This window comes from Pseudomonas aestiva (assembly GCF_039908605.1).
GTDB lineage: Bacteria > Pseudomonadota > Gammaproteobacteria > Pseudomonadales > Pseudomonadaceae > Chryseomonas > Chryseomonas aestiva.
Genome location: NZ_CP150916.1, coordinates 3,544,000 through 3,559,148 on the forward strand (window position 1 = coordinate 3,544,000; position 15,149 = coordinate 3,559,148).

Genomic DNA, 15,149 nt, shown 5'->3' on the forward strand with positions numbered 1-15,149 from the left:
GTGCCAAACCCCACGCCGGGGCTGCCTCAACCCACCTACGGCCCCCTGCATACTGTGTAGGTTGACGCTAAGCGCGGCGAAGCCCAACGCTGGCGCGATAGCAGAACTGTTGGGCCTCGGCGATGGAGCCGCCTCAACCCAACCTACAGTGCCCCGCATACTGGGTAGAGCGCAGCGAAGCCCAACGCTGGCGAGATAACCAAGGCTGCCGGGCTTCGAGGGTGGAACCGCCTCAACCCAACCTGCGGTGCCCCGGCATAGCCGGTAGGTTGGCGCTGAGCGCAACGAAGCCCAACGCCGGAAGGAATGGCCGGACTGTTGGGCTTCGGCGGTGGAGCTGCCTCAGCCAACCTACCATGCCTCGGCATACCGGGTAGGTTGGTGCTGAGCGCAGCGAAGCCCAACGCCGGGCGAGGTAGCCTGTCTGCCGGAGGCTCCAGCACCCATGTGGGAAAAATCCTGGGCATAAAAAAACCCAGCCATTGGCTGGGTTTTTCGAGCGTATCCCGAAGGATTAACGCTTGGAGTACTGCGGACGCTTACGCGCTTTGCGCAGACCGACTTTCTTACGCTCGACTTCACGGGCGTCACGAGTGACGTAACCGGCTTTGCGCAGGGAGCTGCGGTAGCCTTCGTCGTACTCGATCAGAGCGCGGGTGATGCCGTGACGGATAGCACCGGCCTGACCGCTCACACCACCGCCAGCGACGGTAACGTAGATGTCGAACTTCTCCAGGGTCTCGGTCAGCTCGAGGGGCTGACGCACGACCATGCGCGCGGTTTCGCGGCCGAAGAAGGTGTCCAGAGCGCGATCGTTGATGGAGATCTTGCCAGTGCCCGGACGGAGGAAGACACGAGCGGTGGCAGTCTTACGACGGCCGGTACCGTAATTTTGAGTTGCCGACATGTTGTACTATCCCGATTAAAACTTGAGTTCTTGGGGCTGCTGAGCGGTGTGCGGATGGTTCGCACCCTTGTACACCTTGAGCTTGCGATACATGTCGCGGCCCAGCGGGTTCTTCGGCAGCATACCCTTGACGGCGGTCTCGATGACGCGCTCGGGAGCACGGGCGATCAGCTTTTCGAAGTTGATCGACTTGATGCCACCCGGGAAACCGGAGTGATGGTAGTACATCTTGTCGGTAGTCTTGGCACCGGTCACACGAACCTGCTCGGCGTTGATGACGACGATGTAGTCGCCGGTGTCAACGTGAGGGGTGTATTCGGGCTTGTGCTTGCCACGCAGGCGAGTGGCAATTTCAGTAGCCAGACGACCCAGAGTCTGGCCAGCAGCGTCGACGACGTACCAGTCGCGCTTAACGGTTTCCGGTTTTGCGGTGAAAGTTTTCATTCTCTATGGCCTCAGAGGCCGCCCTGGTAAAAAGACGGCAAATTCTACACAACAGTGCAACCCCAGACAAGTCGGGGGCAGCCGGAAACAGACGCTCTTCGGGGGCTCGGGTCGGCGTCCGCTACGGCGATCTCGGCAGGCTTAGGCATCCCCCGCCAAGAAAGCTGCGGCATGATACCCGCTCAGGGTAAAAAAGCAAGCAGAGAATCAGAAGGAAAATAGCGCCTGGGTAGCCGCCGAACCCTGACGGCGTGAGGCCAGGTGGTCTGCCAGTCGCGTGGGTTCCGGCAGGCGGTGACGCCTTACGCAGGTCATGACCAGCGCGGGCGCAGTGGCCAGACCGACCCGGTGCCCGGGCGACACGATCAGCGGCCTGACCCGATCCTTGCTGCGCAGCACCGTACCTATCACCCCATCCTCGCGATCCAGCAAGTCGACCTGGCTGCCGCGCGTCTCGGCGAGCTCGCCGTGGTGGCCGGTAAGGATTTTCTTGGCCACGCCGATCGTCGGCAGACCGGTGACCACACCCAGATGAGCGGCGATGCCCAGCCGGCGGGGATGGGCGATGCCGTGGCCATCGCAGAACACCAGATCGGGAGTCTCCGGCAATTCCGCCAGTGCCTGGAGCAGTGCAGGGAGTTCCCGAAAGGACAGCAGTCCCGGGACATAGGGCATCACCGTGGGGATGCGCGCGACGGCATGGGCCAGCGGCTGGAGGGTCTCGGCATCGAGCAGGACGGCCACCGCACGGGTGATCTCGCCGCCCTCTTCGAAACCTACGTCGACACCGGCGTAACGCCGCGGCGAGCCGAAGTCGTCGTGCAGCAGGACCTGCCTGGCGAGTTGCCTTTGCAGGATGCGCGCCTGAGTGGGCGAGCCATCCCAATCGGCGAAGGGATCGGAATTCACGCGTACCTCCCGAAAACCTGGGTCAAGGGGTTGATCCCTCAACCCAGGCAGGGTTCACGGCTTGTGCGGACGCGCCAGGTATTCGTGGGACTGCATTTCCAGCAGGCGACTGAGAGTGCGCTGGAATTCGAACTCCAGGCGGCCACCGGAATAGAGGTCCTTGAGCTCGACCTCGGCGGACAGGATCAGCTTGACCTGGCGATCGTAGAACTCATCGACCAGGTTGATGAAGCGTCGTGCCATGTCGTCCTTGAGCGCATCCATCTGCTCGACATTGCTGACCAGTACCGTCTGGAAGATCTTGCCCAGCTCGATGTAGTCGTTCTGGCTGCGCGGACCGTCGCAAAGGGCGCGGAAATCGAACCAGGCGACGTCTTCGCAGGTGCGGCGGGCGCGGATCTCGCGATTCTCGATCATCAGCGGCACGTCTTCGCAGAGGTCGTTGCACTCGACGGTGAGCGAACGGAAGCTCTTGGCCATCGCCGCCTCGACGGCTTCGCTCAGCGGATAATGAAAGAGCTGGGCCTGCTCCAGGGCGCGCAGGCGATAGTCCACGCCGCTGTCGACGTTGACGATCTCGGTATGCTCCTTGAGCAGCGCGATGGCCGGCAGGAAGCGCGCGCGCTGCAGGCCGTCCTTGTAGAGGCCGTCGGGTACGATGTTCGAGGTGGCGACCAGACTTACGCCGTTCTTGAACAGCTCTTCGAGCAGGGTCGCCAGGATCATGGCATCGGTGATGTCGGAAACGAAGAATTCGTCGAAGCAGATCACCCGCGCCTCGTCGGCGAAGCGCCGGGCGATGATGGTCAGGGGATTCTTCTCGCCCTTGAGGGTGCGCAGCTCTTCGTGGACACGCTTCATGAAGCGGTGGAAGTGGGTGCGCATCTTCTGCTTGAACGGCAGGGCGTCATAGAAGGTATCGACCAGGTAGGTCTTGCCGCGCCCTACCCCACCCCAGAAATACAGACCCTTGACCGGCGTGACCGTCTTGCGCCCGAGCAGCTTGCCGAACAGGCCACCCTTGGACGCGGGCTCGACGAGCAATTCGTCATAGAGGCGCTGCAGATGGCGGACGGCCTCTTCCTGGGCAGCATCGTAGAAAAACTCCGGGCGCTTGAGGTCGGCCTGGTAACGCTCGAGGGGGGTCATGGCGGCTTCTGGTCGGGTGGGAAAAAAGGTGGTCACTGTAATGGCGGTCCCTGGCGTTGACAACGCCGGGGACCACGGGTGCCCTTTAGGACTCGGCCAGTTGTGCGAGCGCGGCCCGAGTGCGCTCGATCAGGGCATCGCGCGCGGCGGGGGAATCGCTGGCGACGCCCTCAGCCATCACCTGATCATCCAGCAGCAGCTGGAAGCCGTTGCCCTCGCCTGCCACGACACTGGCCGGCGTCGCGACCAACTGCTTGCTGGTGATGCCGGCGGTCTTGGCTTCGGCGAAAGGGACCGACAGCGCCAGTTCGGTGCCGTCGGCGTCGAGCAGGCGGAAACGAAAGCTATCGCCTTCACGGAAGCTGACGAAGCGGGCGGTCTTGCTGGCCTTCTTCTTGGTGCTGCCGGCAGCGACCTGGGTCTTGAGCGAGCGCAGGCCCACGGCTTCGCGCAGTTCGCCGAGGAAGGGCGTGGCATCGCGGCGGGCCTTGGCGGCGCCGGCCAGCAGGATGTCTTCCAGATCGTCGGGACGGGCGATCAGCGCCGCATAGCGCTCGCGGGCTTCGCCCAGCTCGGCATCCAGTACCTCGAACAGCTGACCCTTGGCTTCGCCCCAGGCCAGGCCATCCTGCAGGGCTGCGCGGAAGGCCGCGCTCTGCTCGGGGGTAGCGAAGGCCTGGTAGAGGGTGAAGAGATGGGCGCTGTCAGGATCCTTGGGCTCGCCGGGCAGGCGCGAGTCGGTGACGATCCGGGCGATGGCGTCCTTGAGCTGCTTGGCGCTGCCGAACAGCGGGATGGTGTTGTCGTAGCTCTTCGACATCTTGCGGCCATCGAGACCGGGCAAGGTGGAGACGCTTTCCTCGATGACCGCCTCGGGCAGGGCGAAATAGTCGCGCCCGTTGCCGAACAGGTGGTTGAAGCGCTGACCGATGTCGCGGGCCATCTCCACGTGCTGGATCTGGTCGCGCCCGACCGGCACGCGCAGGGCATTGAACATGAGGATGTCCGCGGCCATCAGCACCGGGTAGCTGTAGAGGCCCATGGTCACGCCCGCGTCGGGGTCTTCGCCCTGTTCCAGGTTGCGGTCGACCGCGGCCTTGTAGGCATGAGCGCGATTGAGCAGGCCCTTGCCGGCGACGCAAGTGAGCAGCCAGGTCAGTTCGGGGATCTCCGGGATGTCGGACTGGCGATAGAAGGTCACCCGCTCCGGATCCAGGCCGCTGGCCAGCCAGGTGGCGGCGATCTCCAGGCGCGAACGCTGGATGCGCGCGGGATCGTCGCACTTGATCAGGGCATGGTAGTCGGCGAGGAAATAGAAGGAGTCGGCATCGGCGGCCAGACTGGCGCGGATGGCGGGACGGATGGCCCCGGCGTAGTTGCCCAGGTGCGGGGTGCCGGTGGTGGTGATGCCAGTGAGAATGCGAGTGGTCATGGAGGCGCTGGGAATCCGAGAGACTAACGAGGGTCAGGCCTGCAGGCGCGGCAGGACCAGATCTTTGAGTTCGACGAGTTTGCCATGGAAGAAATGGCTGCACTCGGCGACGCGAAGCAATTCGTGCGGCTGTTCGAGCGCGGCGGACCAGGCGTAGACCCGCTCGGGGGTCACCACCTCGTCGGCTTCGGGCTGGATCACCGTGAGGCGCCCCCGCTGTGGCAGGCGACCGTCGACCGCGAAACGCTCCACCGGCGGCGCCAGCATGAACAGCCGTTCCACCGCCACGCCTTCGCCTTCCAGGCGGCCGCCCAGGCAGGCGGCGACACAGGAACCGAAGGAGAAACCGCAGAGGGTCAGCGGCAGGTCGGGATGGCGCTCGCGCAACCAAGCCACGGCGGCCGCGGCATCGTCGATCTCGCCTTCACCGCCGGCATGCACGCCGGTGCTGGCGCCGACGCCACGAAAGTTGAATCTGAGGGTGGCCTGGCCGGCGTCCCGGGCGATGCGCTGCAGGGTGGCGACCACCTTGTTCTGCATGGCGCCGCCATGGAGCGGATGGGGATGACAGAGCAGGACCGCGCCGGTGGCGGCATCCGGGCTCTGGTACAGCGCTTCCAGAGTGCCGGCGGGGCCCTCCAGCAGCAGGGATTGTTCACGGGCTGACACGCTTGACTCCGTGATCCCGGACGAACAGTGCTCATCCAAGGAGTTGATTTTGATAGGGTCGATCCTGCGCGATGCCTGACTGCGGGGTATGATGACGCCCAGCGAATGGCAGATGACGCAACCCAGTGTACAGGCTCGCCGGTCTGCCGTTACCGTAAAGCAAAGCCGCTCATAGAGGAAGTTTCGTGGAACAGTCGCTCACTACCTGGTTGTTGCCCCTGATCGCGCTGCTGATCGGGGTCGGGATAGGTTTTCTGCTGGCGCGCCTGGTGCCGGGTGCCGCGCCGAGCCGCGTGCAGCGCCAGCTGGATGACCTGCAGAAGAAGTTCGACGACTACCAGCACGAGGTCACCAGCCACTTCAGCACCACCGCCGGCCTGGTGCGCAAGCTCACCCAGACCTACCAGGACATGCAGTCGCACCTGTCCGAAGGCGCCGAGCGTCTTGCCCAGGACGAGCTGACCCGTCAGCACCTGCTGGCCTCGCTGCACAGCGCCGAGCAGCGTTACCCGTCCAGTCGCGAGCGCATCGACGGTCCGACCGAAGCGCCGCGGGACTATGCGCCCAAGGGTGACGGCACCCCCGGCACCCTCGACGAAACCTACGGCGTGAAAAGCCGCGGTTGATCGCCAAGGCCGGGGACTCCCCGGCCTTCTGCTTTCCGGCGCCTGCCCTCGTCACTCGGGGCGCGACGCCCGGCCCTTTTCCGGCCCGTCATGGCATAATCTGCGGTTGCAGTCTTTCGCAGGAGAACGCCATGCCCGCAGCGGCCAGTGGCCTGAGCCTCTACGGCATCAAGGCCTGTGACACCATGAAGAAGGCCCGCCAATGGCTCGATGAGCATGGCCAGGCCTATCACTTCCATGACTACAAGCAGAGCGGCATCGACCGCGAACGGCTGGCGGCCTGGTGCGCGGAACATGGCTGGGACAAGGTGCTCAATCGCGCCGGCACCACCTTCCGCAAACTCGACGACGCCCAGAAGGCCGACCTCGATACCGCCAGGGCCATCGACCTGATGCTGGCGCAGCCTTCGATGATCAAGCGACCCGTGCTCGATCTCGGCGACCGTACCCTGCTGGGCTTCAAGCCCGAGCTCTATGCCGCGGCCCTGAACTGACTCCGCGGCCACCGCCCCTACTACCGAACATCTCGCACCGACCGGATCGGTGCCTCTGCAAAGGAACAGTCTCATGTCGAATGCCCTCTTCAGTATCGCCTTCGGTGTCGGCACCCAGAATCGCCAGGACGCCTGGCTGGAAGTCTTCTATGCACAGCCTCTGCTGAATCCCCCGGCAGCGCTGGTCGAGGCGGTCGCGCCACTGCTGGAGTACCAGGGTGGCAACCAGGCCATCGCCTTCGCTCCGGCCCAGGCCCGCGGTCTGGCCGAAGCCCTCAAGGGCATCGATGCCGTGCAGTCGGCGCTGCTGACCCGCCTGGCGGAAAGCAACAAGCCGCTGGTGGCCACCCTGCTGGCCGAAGACGCCGCACCCGCCTCCACCCCCGAGGCCTACCTGAAGCTGCATCTGCTGTCCCATCGCCTGGTCAAGCCCCATGGGCTGAACCTGACCGGCATCTTCGCCCTGCTGCCCAATGTGGCCTGGACCAACCAGGGCGCCGTGGACCTGGCCGAGCTGCCGGCCGAGCAGCTGGAAGCCCGTCTACGCGGCAAGCTGCTGGAAGTCTTCTCGGTGGACAAGTTCCCCAAGATGACCGACTACGTGGTGCCGGCCGGCGTGCGTATCGCCGATACCGCCCGCGTGCGCCTGGGTGCCTATGTGGGTGAAGGCACCACGGTGATGCACGAAGGCTTCGTCAACTTCAACGCCGGTACCGCCGGCCCGGGCATGATCGAAGGCCGCGTCTCCGCGGGCGTCTTCGTCGGCAAGGGCTCGGACCTGGGCGGCGGCTGCTCGACCATGGGCACCCTGTCGGGCGGTGGCAACATCATCATCAGCGTCGGCGAAGGCTGCCTGATCGGGGCCAACGCCGGCATCGGCATCCCGCTGGGCGATCGCTGCACCGTGGAATCCGGCCTCTATGTGACCGCGGGTACCAAGGTCGCCGTGCTGGATGACGAGAACCAGCTGGTACGGGTGGTCAAGGCGCGCGAACTGGCCGGTCAGAGCGACCTGCTGCTGCGCCGCAATTCGGAAACCGGCGCGGTCGAGTGCAAGACCAACAAGACCGCCATCGAACTCAACGAAGCGCTGCACGCGCACAACTGAGTCCACAACCGGGCAGCCCGCCTCACGCGGGCTACCCCGGAGCTGTCGCCATGTCGCTACCCTCTCCCTGGAGAGCCGAGTTTCCGGCTTTCACCGCCTTCGCCGCCGACGGCATCACCTACCTCGACAGCGCCGCCACGGCGCAGAAGCCCCAGGTGGTGCTGGATGCCCTGCTGGCCAGCTACAGCCTGGGTGCAGCCAATGTGCACCGCGCCCAGCACTGGGCCGCCGAGCGGACCACCGCCGCCTACGAAGGCGCCCGTGGACGGATCGCCGCCTGGCTGGGCGCGGCCGCGCCGCACGAGGTGGTGCTGACCCGCGGCGCGACCGAGGCCCTCAATCTGCTGGCCTATGGGCTGGAAGACGCCTGCGCGGCGGGTGACGAGATTCTCATCAGCGCCCTCGAGCACCATGCCAATCTGCTGCCCTGGCAGCAGCTGGCCCGGCGTCGGGGCCTTGAACTCAGGGTCATCCCCCTGACCCCGAGCGGTCATCTGGACCTGGAAGCCGCCGAGCGGCTGCTGGGCCCACGAACGCGCGTGGTCGCGGTCAGCCAGCTGTCCAATGTGCTCGGCACCTGGCAGCCACTGGCGGAACTCGCGGCCCTGGTACGGGCGCGCTCGCCGGCCTGGCTGGTGGTGGACGGCGCCCAGGGCGCGGTCCATGGCCGCCATCGCCCGGGCGACTTCGACGCCGACTTCTATGTCTTTTCCGGCCACAAGCTCTATGCCCCCGAGGCCATCGGCGTGCTCTGGGGCAAGGCCGCTGGCCTGGCGCGGCTCAAGCCCTGGCAGTTCGGCGGCGAGATGGTGCAGCACACCACCTTCACCGACGCCCGCTTCCATGCCGCGCCCATGGGCTTCGAAGCCGGGACGCCGCCCATAGGCGCGGCCATCGCCCTGGGCGCCGCGGTCGACTGGCTACAGGGTCAGGACGAGACGCTGATCCGCGGTCACGAGCAGGCGCTCAGTCTGAAGCTCCTGGCCGGGCTGGCCGCCCGCGACGGCGTCCAGGTGCTGGGTGAACCCCAGATCGCCCTGGCCAGCTTCCAGGTCGCGGGCATCGATGTCGGCGACCTCTCCCACCTGCTGGGTGAACAGGGCATAGCGGTGCGCGCCGGTCAGCACTGCGCCATGCCGCTGTTCCAGACCCTGCAGACCCCCGGTGCGCTGCGGGTCTCCCTCGGCCTGTACAACGATGCCGAGGACCTGCAGCGCTTTTTCACTGCCCTGGACAACGCCCTGGAGCTGCTGCGATGAATCTGCTTCCCGATGCGGCGGAAGCGCGCCGCGCCTTCATCATCGCCAAGGGCTGGGAGGCGCGCTCGCGACTGCTGCTGCAGTGGGCCGAGCGCCTGCCGGCGGTGCTCGCGGAAAGCGACGAGGATCTGGTGCAGGGCTGCGAGAGTCGGGTGCGCCTGACCCATGAAGCCCAGGGGGATCGCCACTTCTTTCGCGCCAGCAGCGAATCCCGGGTGCTCAAGGGACTGCTCGCCGTGGTGCTGGTGCGCGCCAATGGCCTGACCCGCGAAGAGCTGGGCCGCCTCGACATCCACGGCTGGCTGGGCGAACTCGGGCTGGAACGGCAGCTGTCGCAATCGCGCAGCAACGGCCTGAACGCCGTGCTCACGCGGATGCGCGAACTGGCGGCCTAGCCTTCGCTGGCCGCGGGATTGCGCCGCGCACGGAAGAATTCGGTCAGTACCTGGCCACAGGCCTCGGCCAGTACCCCGCCTTCCACCAGGACCCGGTGATTGAGAAAGTCCTGCTCGAAGAAGCGCCCGCGACTCTGGGCCATGCCGGCGCGTGGCTCGCTGGCGCCATAGACCAGCCGCTGGATGCGACTGTGGACGATGAGGCCGGCGCACATGCTGCAGGGCTCAAGCGTCACATAGAGCGTCGCGCCGGGCAGCCGGTAATTGGCCAGACGCGTGGCGGCATCGCGGATGGCCTCCATCTCGGCATGGGCGCTGGGATCGTGGGCGCCGATGGGCCGATTGAAACCGCGGCCGATGACCTCTCCGTCGAGCACCACCACGGCTCCGACCGGCACCTCGCCCTGTCCGGCGCCCTGCTCTGCCAGGACCAGGGCCTCGCGCATGAACAGGTCATCCCGGCTGCGATCGATGATGGGCAAGGGGCGGAAGCGGGCCATGACTGAACTCTGCGCAAAGCGCCATGATACCGCCGTCAGCCCGGGAGGCCAGCCATGGGATCCGACACCAAGAATGAATCCTTCGGCAAAAAATGATCGCAATAATGGTTATCGGATACAGCCGATGCGAAACTGGTGCGACGTCTGGGAGCCGTGCGTGATCGGCATCACATTCACAGCCATTCGGTGCTAAAGCTTTAACAGGACTGCCTTGGTGCGGTCCTATTCAAGAGTTCATCTGAGACAGTCGCATGATTGCTGTACCTTCCGGTCAGTCGCTGCAAAGCTGCGAAAGCGAGCCGATCCGCATTCCAGGCGCCATCCAGGCACACGGTTACCTCATCGCCTTCGATGAGGCGGAGTGGCTGACCAAGCATGTCAGCCGCAATCTGCCCGAGTTGCTGGGCAAGCCGCAGGTCGAGCTGCTGGGTCGGCCACTGCAGCAGGTGCTGCCGCTCGAGCTGTTCGAGCAGGTGCGGCAGGCGTTGACCCTGGAGCATCTGGAAGAAGCCAATCCGCTGAGCTGGACACGTCCGGTCCGCGACATGGACGTGATCCTGCATCGCAGCCGCGGCCTGGTGTTTCTGGAATTCGAGCCGGACGACCATGGCGGTGTCGAGCCCGCCGGGCTGGCGCGCGCTCTGGCCCGCCTGCAGCAGGCTCGCACCCTGCCCGAGCTGTGCGAAGGTGCGGTGCGCGAGGTGCGTGCCCTCACCGGCTTCGATCGGGTGGTGGTCTATCGCTTCGATGACGGCGGCGATGGCCAGGTGGTGACCGAGGACCGTGTCGACGACATCGACAGCTATCTGGGCATGCACTTTCCGGCGGCCGACATTCCTGCCCAGGCCCGCGCGCTCTATCACGAGAACTGGATTCGCAACATCCCCGACGCCCAGTACGAGGCGGTCCCGCTGGTACCGGCCTTTCTGCATGGCACCGGGCGGGATCCGATCGACCTCACCCACGCCGTGCTGCGCAGCGTATCGCCCATCCATTGTCAGTACGTGCGCAACCAGGGCCTGCGTGCGTCCATGAGCGTATCGCTGATCAGCGACGACAAGCTCTGGGGACTGATCAGCTGTGGCCATCGCGAACCGCTCTATCTGCCCTTCCGTACCCGGATGGCCTGCCGCTCGGTCGGGGTGCTGGTGTCGCTGATGATCCGCGCGCTGGAAAACCGCCAGGTGCAACGCGAGATCGATGCGCGCGAGGCGCAACTGGCGGCGCTGATCCAGGGCATGTGCGACAGCCGTGGCGAGGTACTCAGTGGCCTCAGCGAAAGACCCACCGATCTCCTGGAGCTGGTGAATGCCGCCGGTGTCGCGGTGCTGGTGGAGGATGAGCTCAGCACCCTGGGCGAATGCCCGAGCGCGGAAGACATTCGCATCCTCGCCGCCTGGGTGACGGCCGAGATGGATGCCTCGGGCATCTATGCGACCCGCTGCCTGGCCGACGAACTGCCCGAGGCCCGTCGCTACAGCGATCGGGTCAGCGGCGTCCTGGCACTGGCGCTGCCCAAGCCGGTGCGCAATCTGGTGCTCTGGTTCCGCCCGGAGATCGTCACCACCGTGGTCTGGAGTGGTAATCCGGCCAAGCTTGAAGCCACGTCGCCCACGCCGGGCCCGGGGCTCAACTATCCGCATCCGCGGCGTTCCTTCGATGCCTGGAAGGAACTGGTCCGCCTGCGCTCGGAGCGCTGGCGCCCGGCCGATCTATTTGCCGCCAAGGATCTGCGCCGCTCGGCCATCGAGCTGGACCTGGCGCGTCAGGTCGAACGCGAACGCCAGGCGGTGCGCCTGCGCGACGAGATCGTCGCGGCGGTTTCCCATGACCTGCGCAGCCCCATCACCATCATCCTGATGAAGGTCGGGATGCTGCAGCGCCAGCTGGAAAAGCTGGCGCTGGGCGATGACCGCCTGCCCAGTTCGCTGCAGGTGATAGAGACCGCGGCCAACCGCATGAACGCCCTGATCAGCGACCTGCTGGACCTGTCGAAGATCGAGTCGGATCGCCTGGCGCTGAACCTCAACCCGGCGCGCCTGGCGGACGTCTGCGCGCAACCCATCCTGCTGTCGCGGCCACTGGCAGAGATCAAGAACATCAGCCTGGAATACGCCGCCGATCCGGAGCTCCAGGTGCTGGTGGAAGCCGAGCGCATCTTCCAGGTGCTGATGAACCTGCTGGGCAATGCCATCAAGTTCACCGCGCCAGGTGGTCTGGTGCAACTCAGCATGCGCCAGATCGGCAACCTGGCCGAGATCAGCGTGACCGACAACGGCCGCGGCATGAATCAGGCGCAACAGGCACGGGTATTCGAGCGCTTCTGGCACGTGCAGGAGGACAATCCCACCGGTCACGGCCTGGGACTGTACATCGCCAAGGGCATCGTCGAGGCCCACGGCGGTGAGTTGAGCGTCACCAGCGCCCTGGGTCAGGGCAGCACCTTCAGATTTACCCTGCCTATCGCACCCTAGCGCGCCAGGATCCGAGAAGAGAAAGCCCCGGTGGCCGACAGCGACGTTGAAACCACCGGGGGAGCGCTAAGCTCGCTGTAATGGACGTCAGCGAAACGCTGCGAATTCCCGCCTTTCGTCGGGTCGGAAGGGTCATTTTCTTCAATACCGCCAGGGGTCGCCCTCGCTAGGTTCAGGTCTCCACAACTGTCGAGACCTTGCGATGACCCTGATCCTGTCCATGGCCACCTTTGCCCTGGTGGCATCCCTTTCTCCTGGCCCGGTCAATCTGGTGGGCTTCAATACCGGCCTTGTCCATGGCTGGCGACCGGCCCTGTGGCATGTCACCGGCGCCACCCTGAGCTTCGTCGTCCTGCTGCTGGCGGTCGGCCTCGGCCTGCACCAGGTACTGGCCGCCTGGCCGGCGCTGCTCTGGATCCTGCGCGTGGCCGGCGCGCTCTTCCTGCTGTACCTGGCGTGGAAACTGGCACGGGCCGCGGGGGACCTGGGCAGTAGCGCGCTGGCCGCCTGCCCGGGCTTTCGCGACGGCGCCCTGCTGCAGTGGCTCAATCCCAAGGCCTGGCTGGCCGCCGCGGCCGGGGTAGCGCTGTTCGTCGGCGAAGATCGCGGGCGCCTGATGCTGTTCGCCGGTCTTTACCTGGTGATCTGCTTCGCCTCCCTGGCCTGCTGGGCGGTGGCCGGCCAATGGCTGCGCGGCCATTCACCGTCGGCGGCCCGCCTGCGCCTGCTCAATCGCGCCCTCGCGGCGCTGCTGGTGCTGTGCGCCGCTTCGCTGCTATGGGAGGGCTGACGCGGCGCGGTACTGACCGGGGGTGGCCGCGACCAGGCGCTTGAAGGTGCGCTGCAGATGGGCCTGGTCAGCGAAGCCGGTGGCCAGGGCGACCTCGGCCAGGCCATCGCCCTGACGCAGGCGTTGCCGCGCCAGGCGGATGCGCCGGTCGATCAGGTAGGCGTGGGGCGTCAGGCCGTAGCGCCGGCGAAAGCTGCGAATCAGCTGGGTGGGCGAGAGATCCGCCACCTGGCTGAGCTGGTCCAGGCTGACACCCTCGCTGCAGTGGGCATCGAGAAATTCGGCGGCGTGCCTCAGGCGGCGATCCTCGCGGGCCCGCGCCACCGCGACCGGGGTGCGACCCAGGCGCGCCAGTACGGCCTCGAAATACAGCAGCGCCTGACTCTGGCGCTGCAGGGTGAGGCTCTCTGGATCGATCAGGCAGGCATGCAGGGCTTCCAGCCCGGCGTACAGCTGGCCGTCACGGGACAGCTGTACCGCCAGCGGTTGGAAGTCGTCGCCCCCCGGGCGCTGCAGCTCGGCCAGCCAGCCAGCGTCCACGTGCAGCATGCGATAGCGCCAGGCGTCCTCGCCCTGCGGATTGCAGGCATGGACGTCACCGGGATTCATCAGCACCAGGGTACCCGCCCCCACCAGTTCGCGGGTCGAGCCGTTGTGATAGCGACTGCGCCCACCCAGCACGGTACCTATGGAGAAGGTTTCGTGGGAATGCGGGGCATAGCACAGCGCGCGGCCATCCTGGATCGAACGGGCTTCGAGGAAGGGCAGCGCGGGATCGCGCCAGAATTGGGGGACGGCACCGCTAGCGGTCATGTGGGAGGGATTCCGGGACGACGGACCGGATCAGTCTAGACGTCGTCCCGAGAGGGGGAAAGCCAGGCGTCAGCGGGTGGCGGCGTCTTCGGCTTCTTCCAGCAGGATGTCGGCGGTGATCAGGTAATCGGCATCCGGATGCAGCTCGGCGCCCAGCGCCAGTTGCTGCGCCGCGGCGGCCAGGGTTGGCGCACCCTGGAAGGTGGCGTTGAGCTCGGCCAGCAGGAGGCCCATGTCCTTGTGCATCAGCGCCGCCGGGAATTGCGGGGCGAAGTCGCCGTCGCGCAGCGCCGCCAGCTTGCGCTGGTGATGGGGCGAGAGCACCGCCAGGTCGCCGAACACCTCGAACAGCACCTCGGCATCCAGGCCGGCGCGGGTGGCATAGGCCAGCGCCTCGGCCAGGGCGGCGAGCCCTGCGCCCATCAGGCCGTTGATGGCCAGCTTGATGGCCGCGCCCTGCCCGGTCGGACCGACGTGGTGCACGGTCCTGCCCAGGACTTCGAGGATCGGCCGCGCCCGCTCCACCGCTTCGGGCTCGCCGGCGGCCAGGACCACCAGCTGCGCCTTTTCCGCTTCGGGCGTGCTACCGGACACCGGCGCCTCGACCACGGCGATACCGCGGGCCCGGCCGGCCGCTTCCAGACGCAGCGACAGCGCGGGCGAATTGGTGCTGGTGTTGATCAGCAGCCGACCGCTTTCCAGACGGGCGAGGACGCCGTCAGGGCCGAGCAGCACCTGTTCGAGAATGGCGTCGTTGGGCAGGGAGACAATCACTGCCTCGGCCTGGGGCAGCAGGGTCGCCAGGGATTCCATCGGCGTGCCATGGCGCTCGCCGTCCTGCTGGTGTTCGGCATAGGCGCTGACCGTATAACCGGCCTCGCGCAGGTTGGCGCCCATGCGCTGGGCCATGGCGCCGAAGCCGATGAAACCGATCGAGGGATGAGCGGACATGAGGGGAGCTCCCGGTAGAGGATGGTGGTATCTCGACTCTACCTCCAGGCCGGGGTTCCGCCATCAGAAGCTTAGGCAACGTCTCGCGAGCTAGAGCCAGACCAGACGAGAAGACCTGAGGAAGCGCAGTTTGAGAGTGGTAAATGAGCCTTCCGCAGGGACCGCCTAGGCCGGGCTGGCGACCCAGGGTCTTTTCAACGCAGTTCGGCCGACGCGCAGCAGAGGTTGT

At 66.2% G+C, this 15,149-nt stretch carries 16 protein-coding genes; 7 read left to right on the forward strand and 9 right to left on the reverse strand.

What is annotated here, in order from left to right:
- Positions 1–514 precede the first annotated feature (514 nt).
- From rpsI to AABM56_RS16500, 6 genes are all read right to left on the reverse strand, one after another.
- The gene (rpsI, locus tag AABM56_RS16475) at positions 515–907 is read right to left on the reverse strand and encodes a 30S ribosomal protein S9 (protein ID WP_017640910.1); all 393 of its coding nucleotides are present in this window, start codon (positions 905–907) and stop codon (positions 515–517) included.
- Between the two features lie 15 nt (positions 908–922).
- Entirely contained in the window at positions 923–1,351 is a 429-nt protein-coding gene (gene rplM, locus AABM56_RS16480; RefSeq protein ID WP_007160609.1) for a 50S ribosomal protein L13, read from the reverse strand.
- A gap of 207 nt (positions 1,352–1,558) precedes the next feature.
- On the reverse strand, positions 1,559–2,260 hold the full coding sequence (gene nfi, locus AABM56_RS16485; RefSeq protein ID WP_133862674.1) for a deoxyribonuclease V: 702 nt from the start codon (positions 2,258–2,260) through the stop codon (positions 1,559–1,561).
- A gap of 54 nt (positions 2,261–2,314) precedes the next feature.
- The gene (gene zapE, locus AABM56_RS16490) at positions 2,315–3,409 is read right to left on the reverse strand and encodes a cell division protein ZapE (protein ID WP_133862673.1); all 1,095 of its coding nucleotides are present in this window, start codon (positions 3,407–3,409) and stop codon (positions 2,315–2,317) included.
- Positions 3,410–3,494: 85 nt separating this feature from the next.
- Positions 3,495–4,841, reverse strand: a complete 1,347-nt coding sequence (locus tag AABM56_RS16495) for a tryptophan--tRNA ligase (protein WP_133862672.1) — start codon at positions 4,839–4,841, stop codon at positions 3,495–3,497.
- Positions 4,842–4,874: 33 nt separating this feature from the next.
- Complete coding sequence (locus tag AABM56_RS16500) at positions 4,875–5,510, reverse strand: alpha/beta fold hydrolase (protein ID WP_133862671.1); 636 nt, start codon at positions 5,508–5,510, stop codon at positions 4,875–4,877.
- Between the two features lie 185 nt (positions 5,511–5,695).
- Here AABM56_RS16500 and AABM56_RS16505 point away from each other — a divergent pair, with 185 nt between their 5' ends.
- The 5 genes from AABM56_RS16505 to AABM56_RS16525 all read left to right on the forward strand — a co-directional run bounded on the left by AABM56_RS16505 (position 5,696) and on the right by AABM56_RS16525 (position 9,392).
- Positions 5,696–6,136, forward strand: coding sequence for a YhcB family protein (locus AABM56_RS16505; protein WP_064307427.1), 441 nt, complete (start codon positions 5,696–5,698; stop codon positions 6,134–6,136).
- Between the two features lie 131 nt (positions 6,137–6,267).
- Entirely contained in the window at positions 6,268–6,630 is a 363-nt protein-coding gene (locus tag AABM56_RS16510; RefSeq protein WP_133862670.1) for an ArsC family reductase, read from the forward strand.
- A gap of 73 nt (positions 6,631–6,703) precedes the next feature.
- Positions 6,704–7,738 carry a 2,3,4,5-tetrahydropyridine-2,6-dicarboxylate N-succinyltransferase gene (gene dapD / locus AABM56_RS16515; protein WP_133862669.1) on the forward strand — a complete coding sequence of 345 codons (1,035 nt, stop codon included), beginning with the start codon at positions 6,704–6,706 and terminating at the stop codon, positions 7,736–7,738.
- Between the two features lie 50 nt (positions 7,739–7,788).
- Positions 7,789–8,997: an aminotransferase class V-fold PLP-dependent enzyme gene (locus AABM56_RS16520; protein ID WP_133862668.1), complete on the forward strand. Its 1,209-nt coding sequence runs from the start codon at positions 7,789–7,791 to the stop codon at positions 8,995–8,997.
- Positions 8,994–9,392, forward strand: a complete 399-nt coding sequence (locus AABM56_RS16525; RefSeq protein WP_133862667.1) for a SufE family protein — start codon at positions 8,994–8,996, stop codon at positions 9,390–9,392. The genes AABM56_RS16520 and AABM56_RS16525 overlap by 4 nt, the downstream gene beginning before the upstream one ends.
- On the opposite strand, the gene tadA is transcribed toward AABM56_RS16525, so the two are convergent.
- On the reverse strand, positions 9,389–9,892 hold the full coding sequence (gene tadA / locus AABM56_RS16530; RefSeq protein WP_133862666.1) for a tRNA adenosine(34) deaminase TadA: 504 nt from the start codon (positions 9,890–9,892) through the stop codon (positions 9,389–9,391). The two genes, AABM56_RS16525 and tadA, sit on opposite strands and share 4 nt — an antisense overlap.
- 251 nt (positions 9,893–10,143) lie before the next feature.
- Between tadA and AABM56_RS16535 the strand changes: the two genes are divergently transcribed.
- Both AABM56_RS16535 and AABM56_RS16540 read left to right on the forward strand, forming a co-directional pair.
- On the forward strand, positions 10,144–12,366 hold the full coding sequence (locus AABM56_RS16535) for an ATP-binding protein (protein WP_133862665.1): 2,223 nt from the start codon (positions 10,144–10,146) through the stop codon (positions 12,364–12,366).
- Between the two features lie 202 nt (positions 12,367–12,568).
- The gene (locus tag AABM56_RS16540) at positions 12,569–13,156 is read left to right on the forward strand and encodes a LysE family transporter (protein WP_347883508.1); all 588 of its coding nucleotides are present in this window, start codon (positions 12,569–12,571) and stop codon (positions 13,154–13,156) included.
- Here AABM56_RS16540 and AABM56_RS16545 read toward each other — a convergent pair.
- Together AABM56_RS16545 and AABM56_RS16550 are read right to left on the reverse strand one after the other, a co-directional pair.
- Entirely contained in the window at positions 13,142–13,969 is an 828-nt protein-coding gene (locus tag AABM56_RS16545; protein ID WP_133862663.1) for an AraC family transcriptional regulator, read from the reverse strand. The genes AABM56_RS16540 and AABM56_RS16545 overlap by 15 nt on opposite strands.
- A 69-nt stretch (positions 13,970–14,038) precedes the next feature.
- Positions 14,039–14,920: an NAD(P)-dependent oxidoreductase gene (locus AABM56_RS16550; RefSeq protein WP_133862662.1), complete on the reverse strand. Its 882-nt coding sequence runs from the start codon at positions 14,918–14,920 to the stop codon at positions 14,039–14,041.
- Positions 14,921–15,149 lie beyond the last annotated feature (229 nt).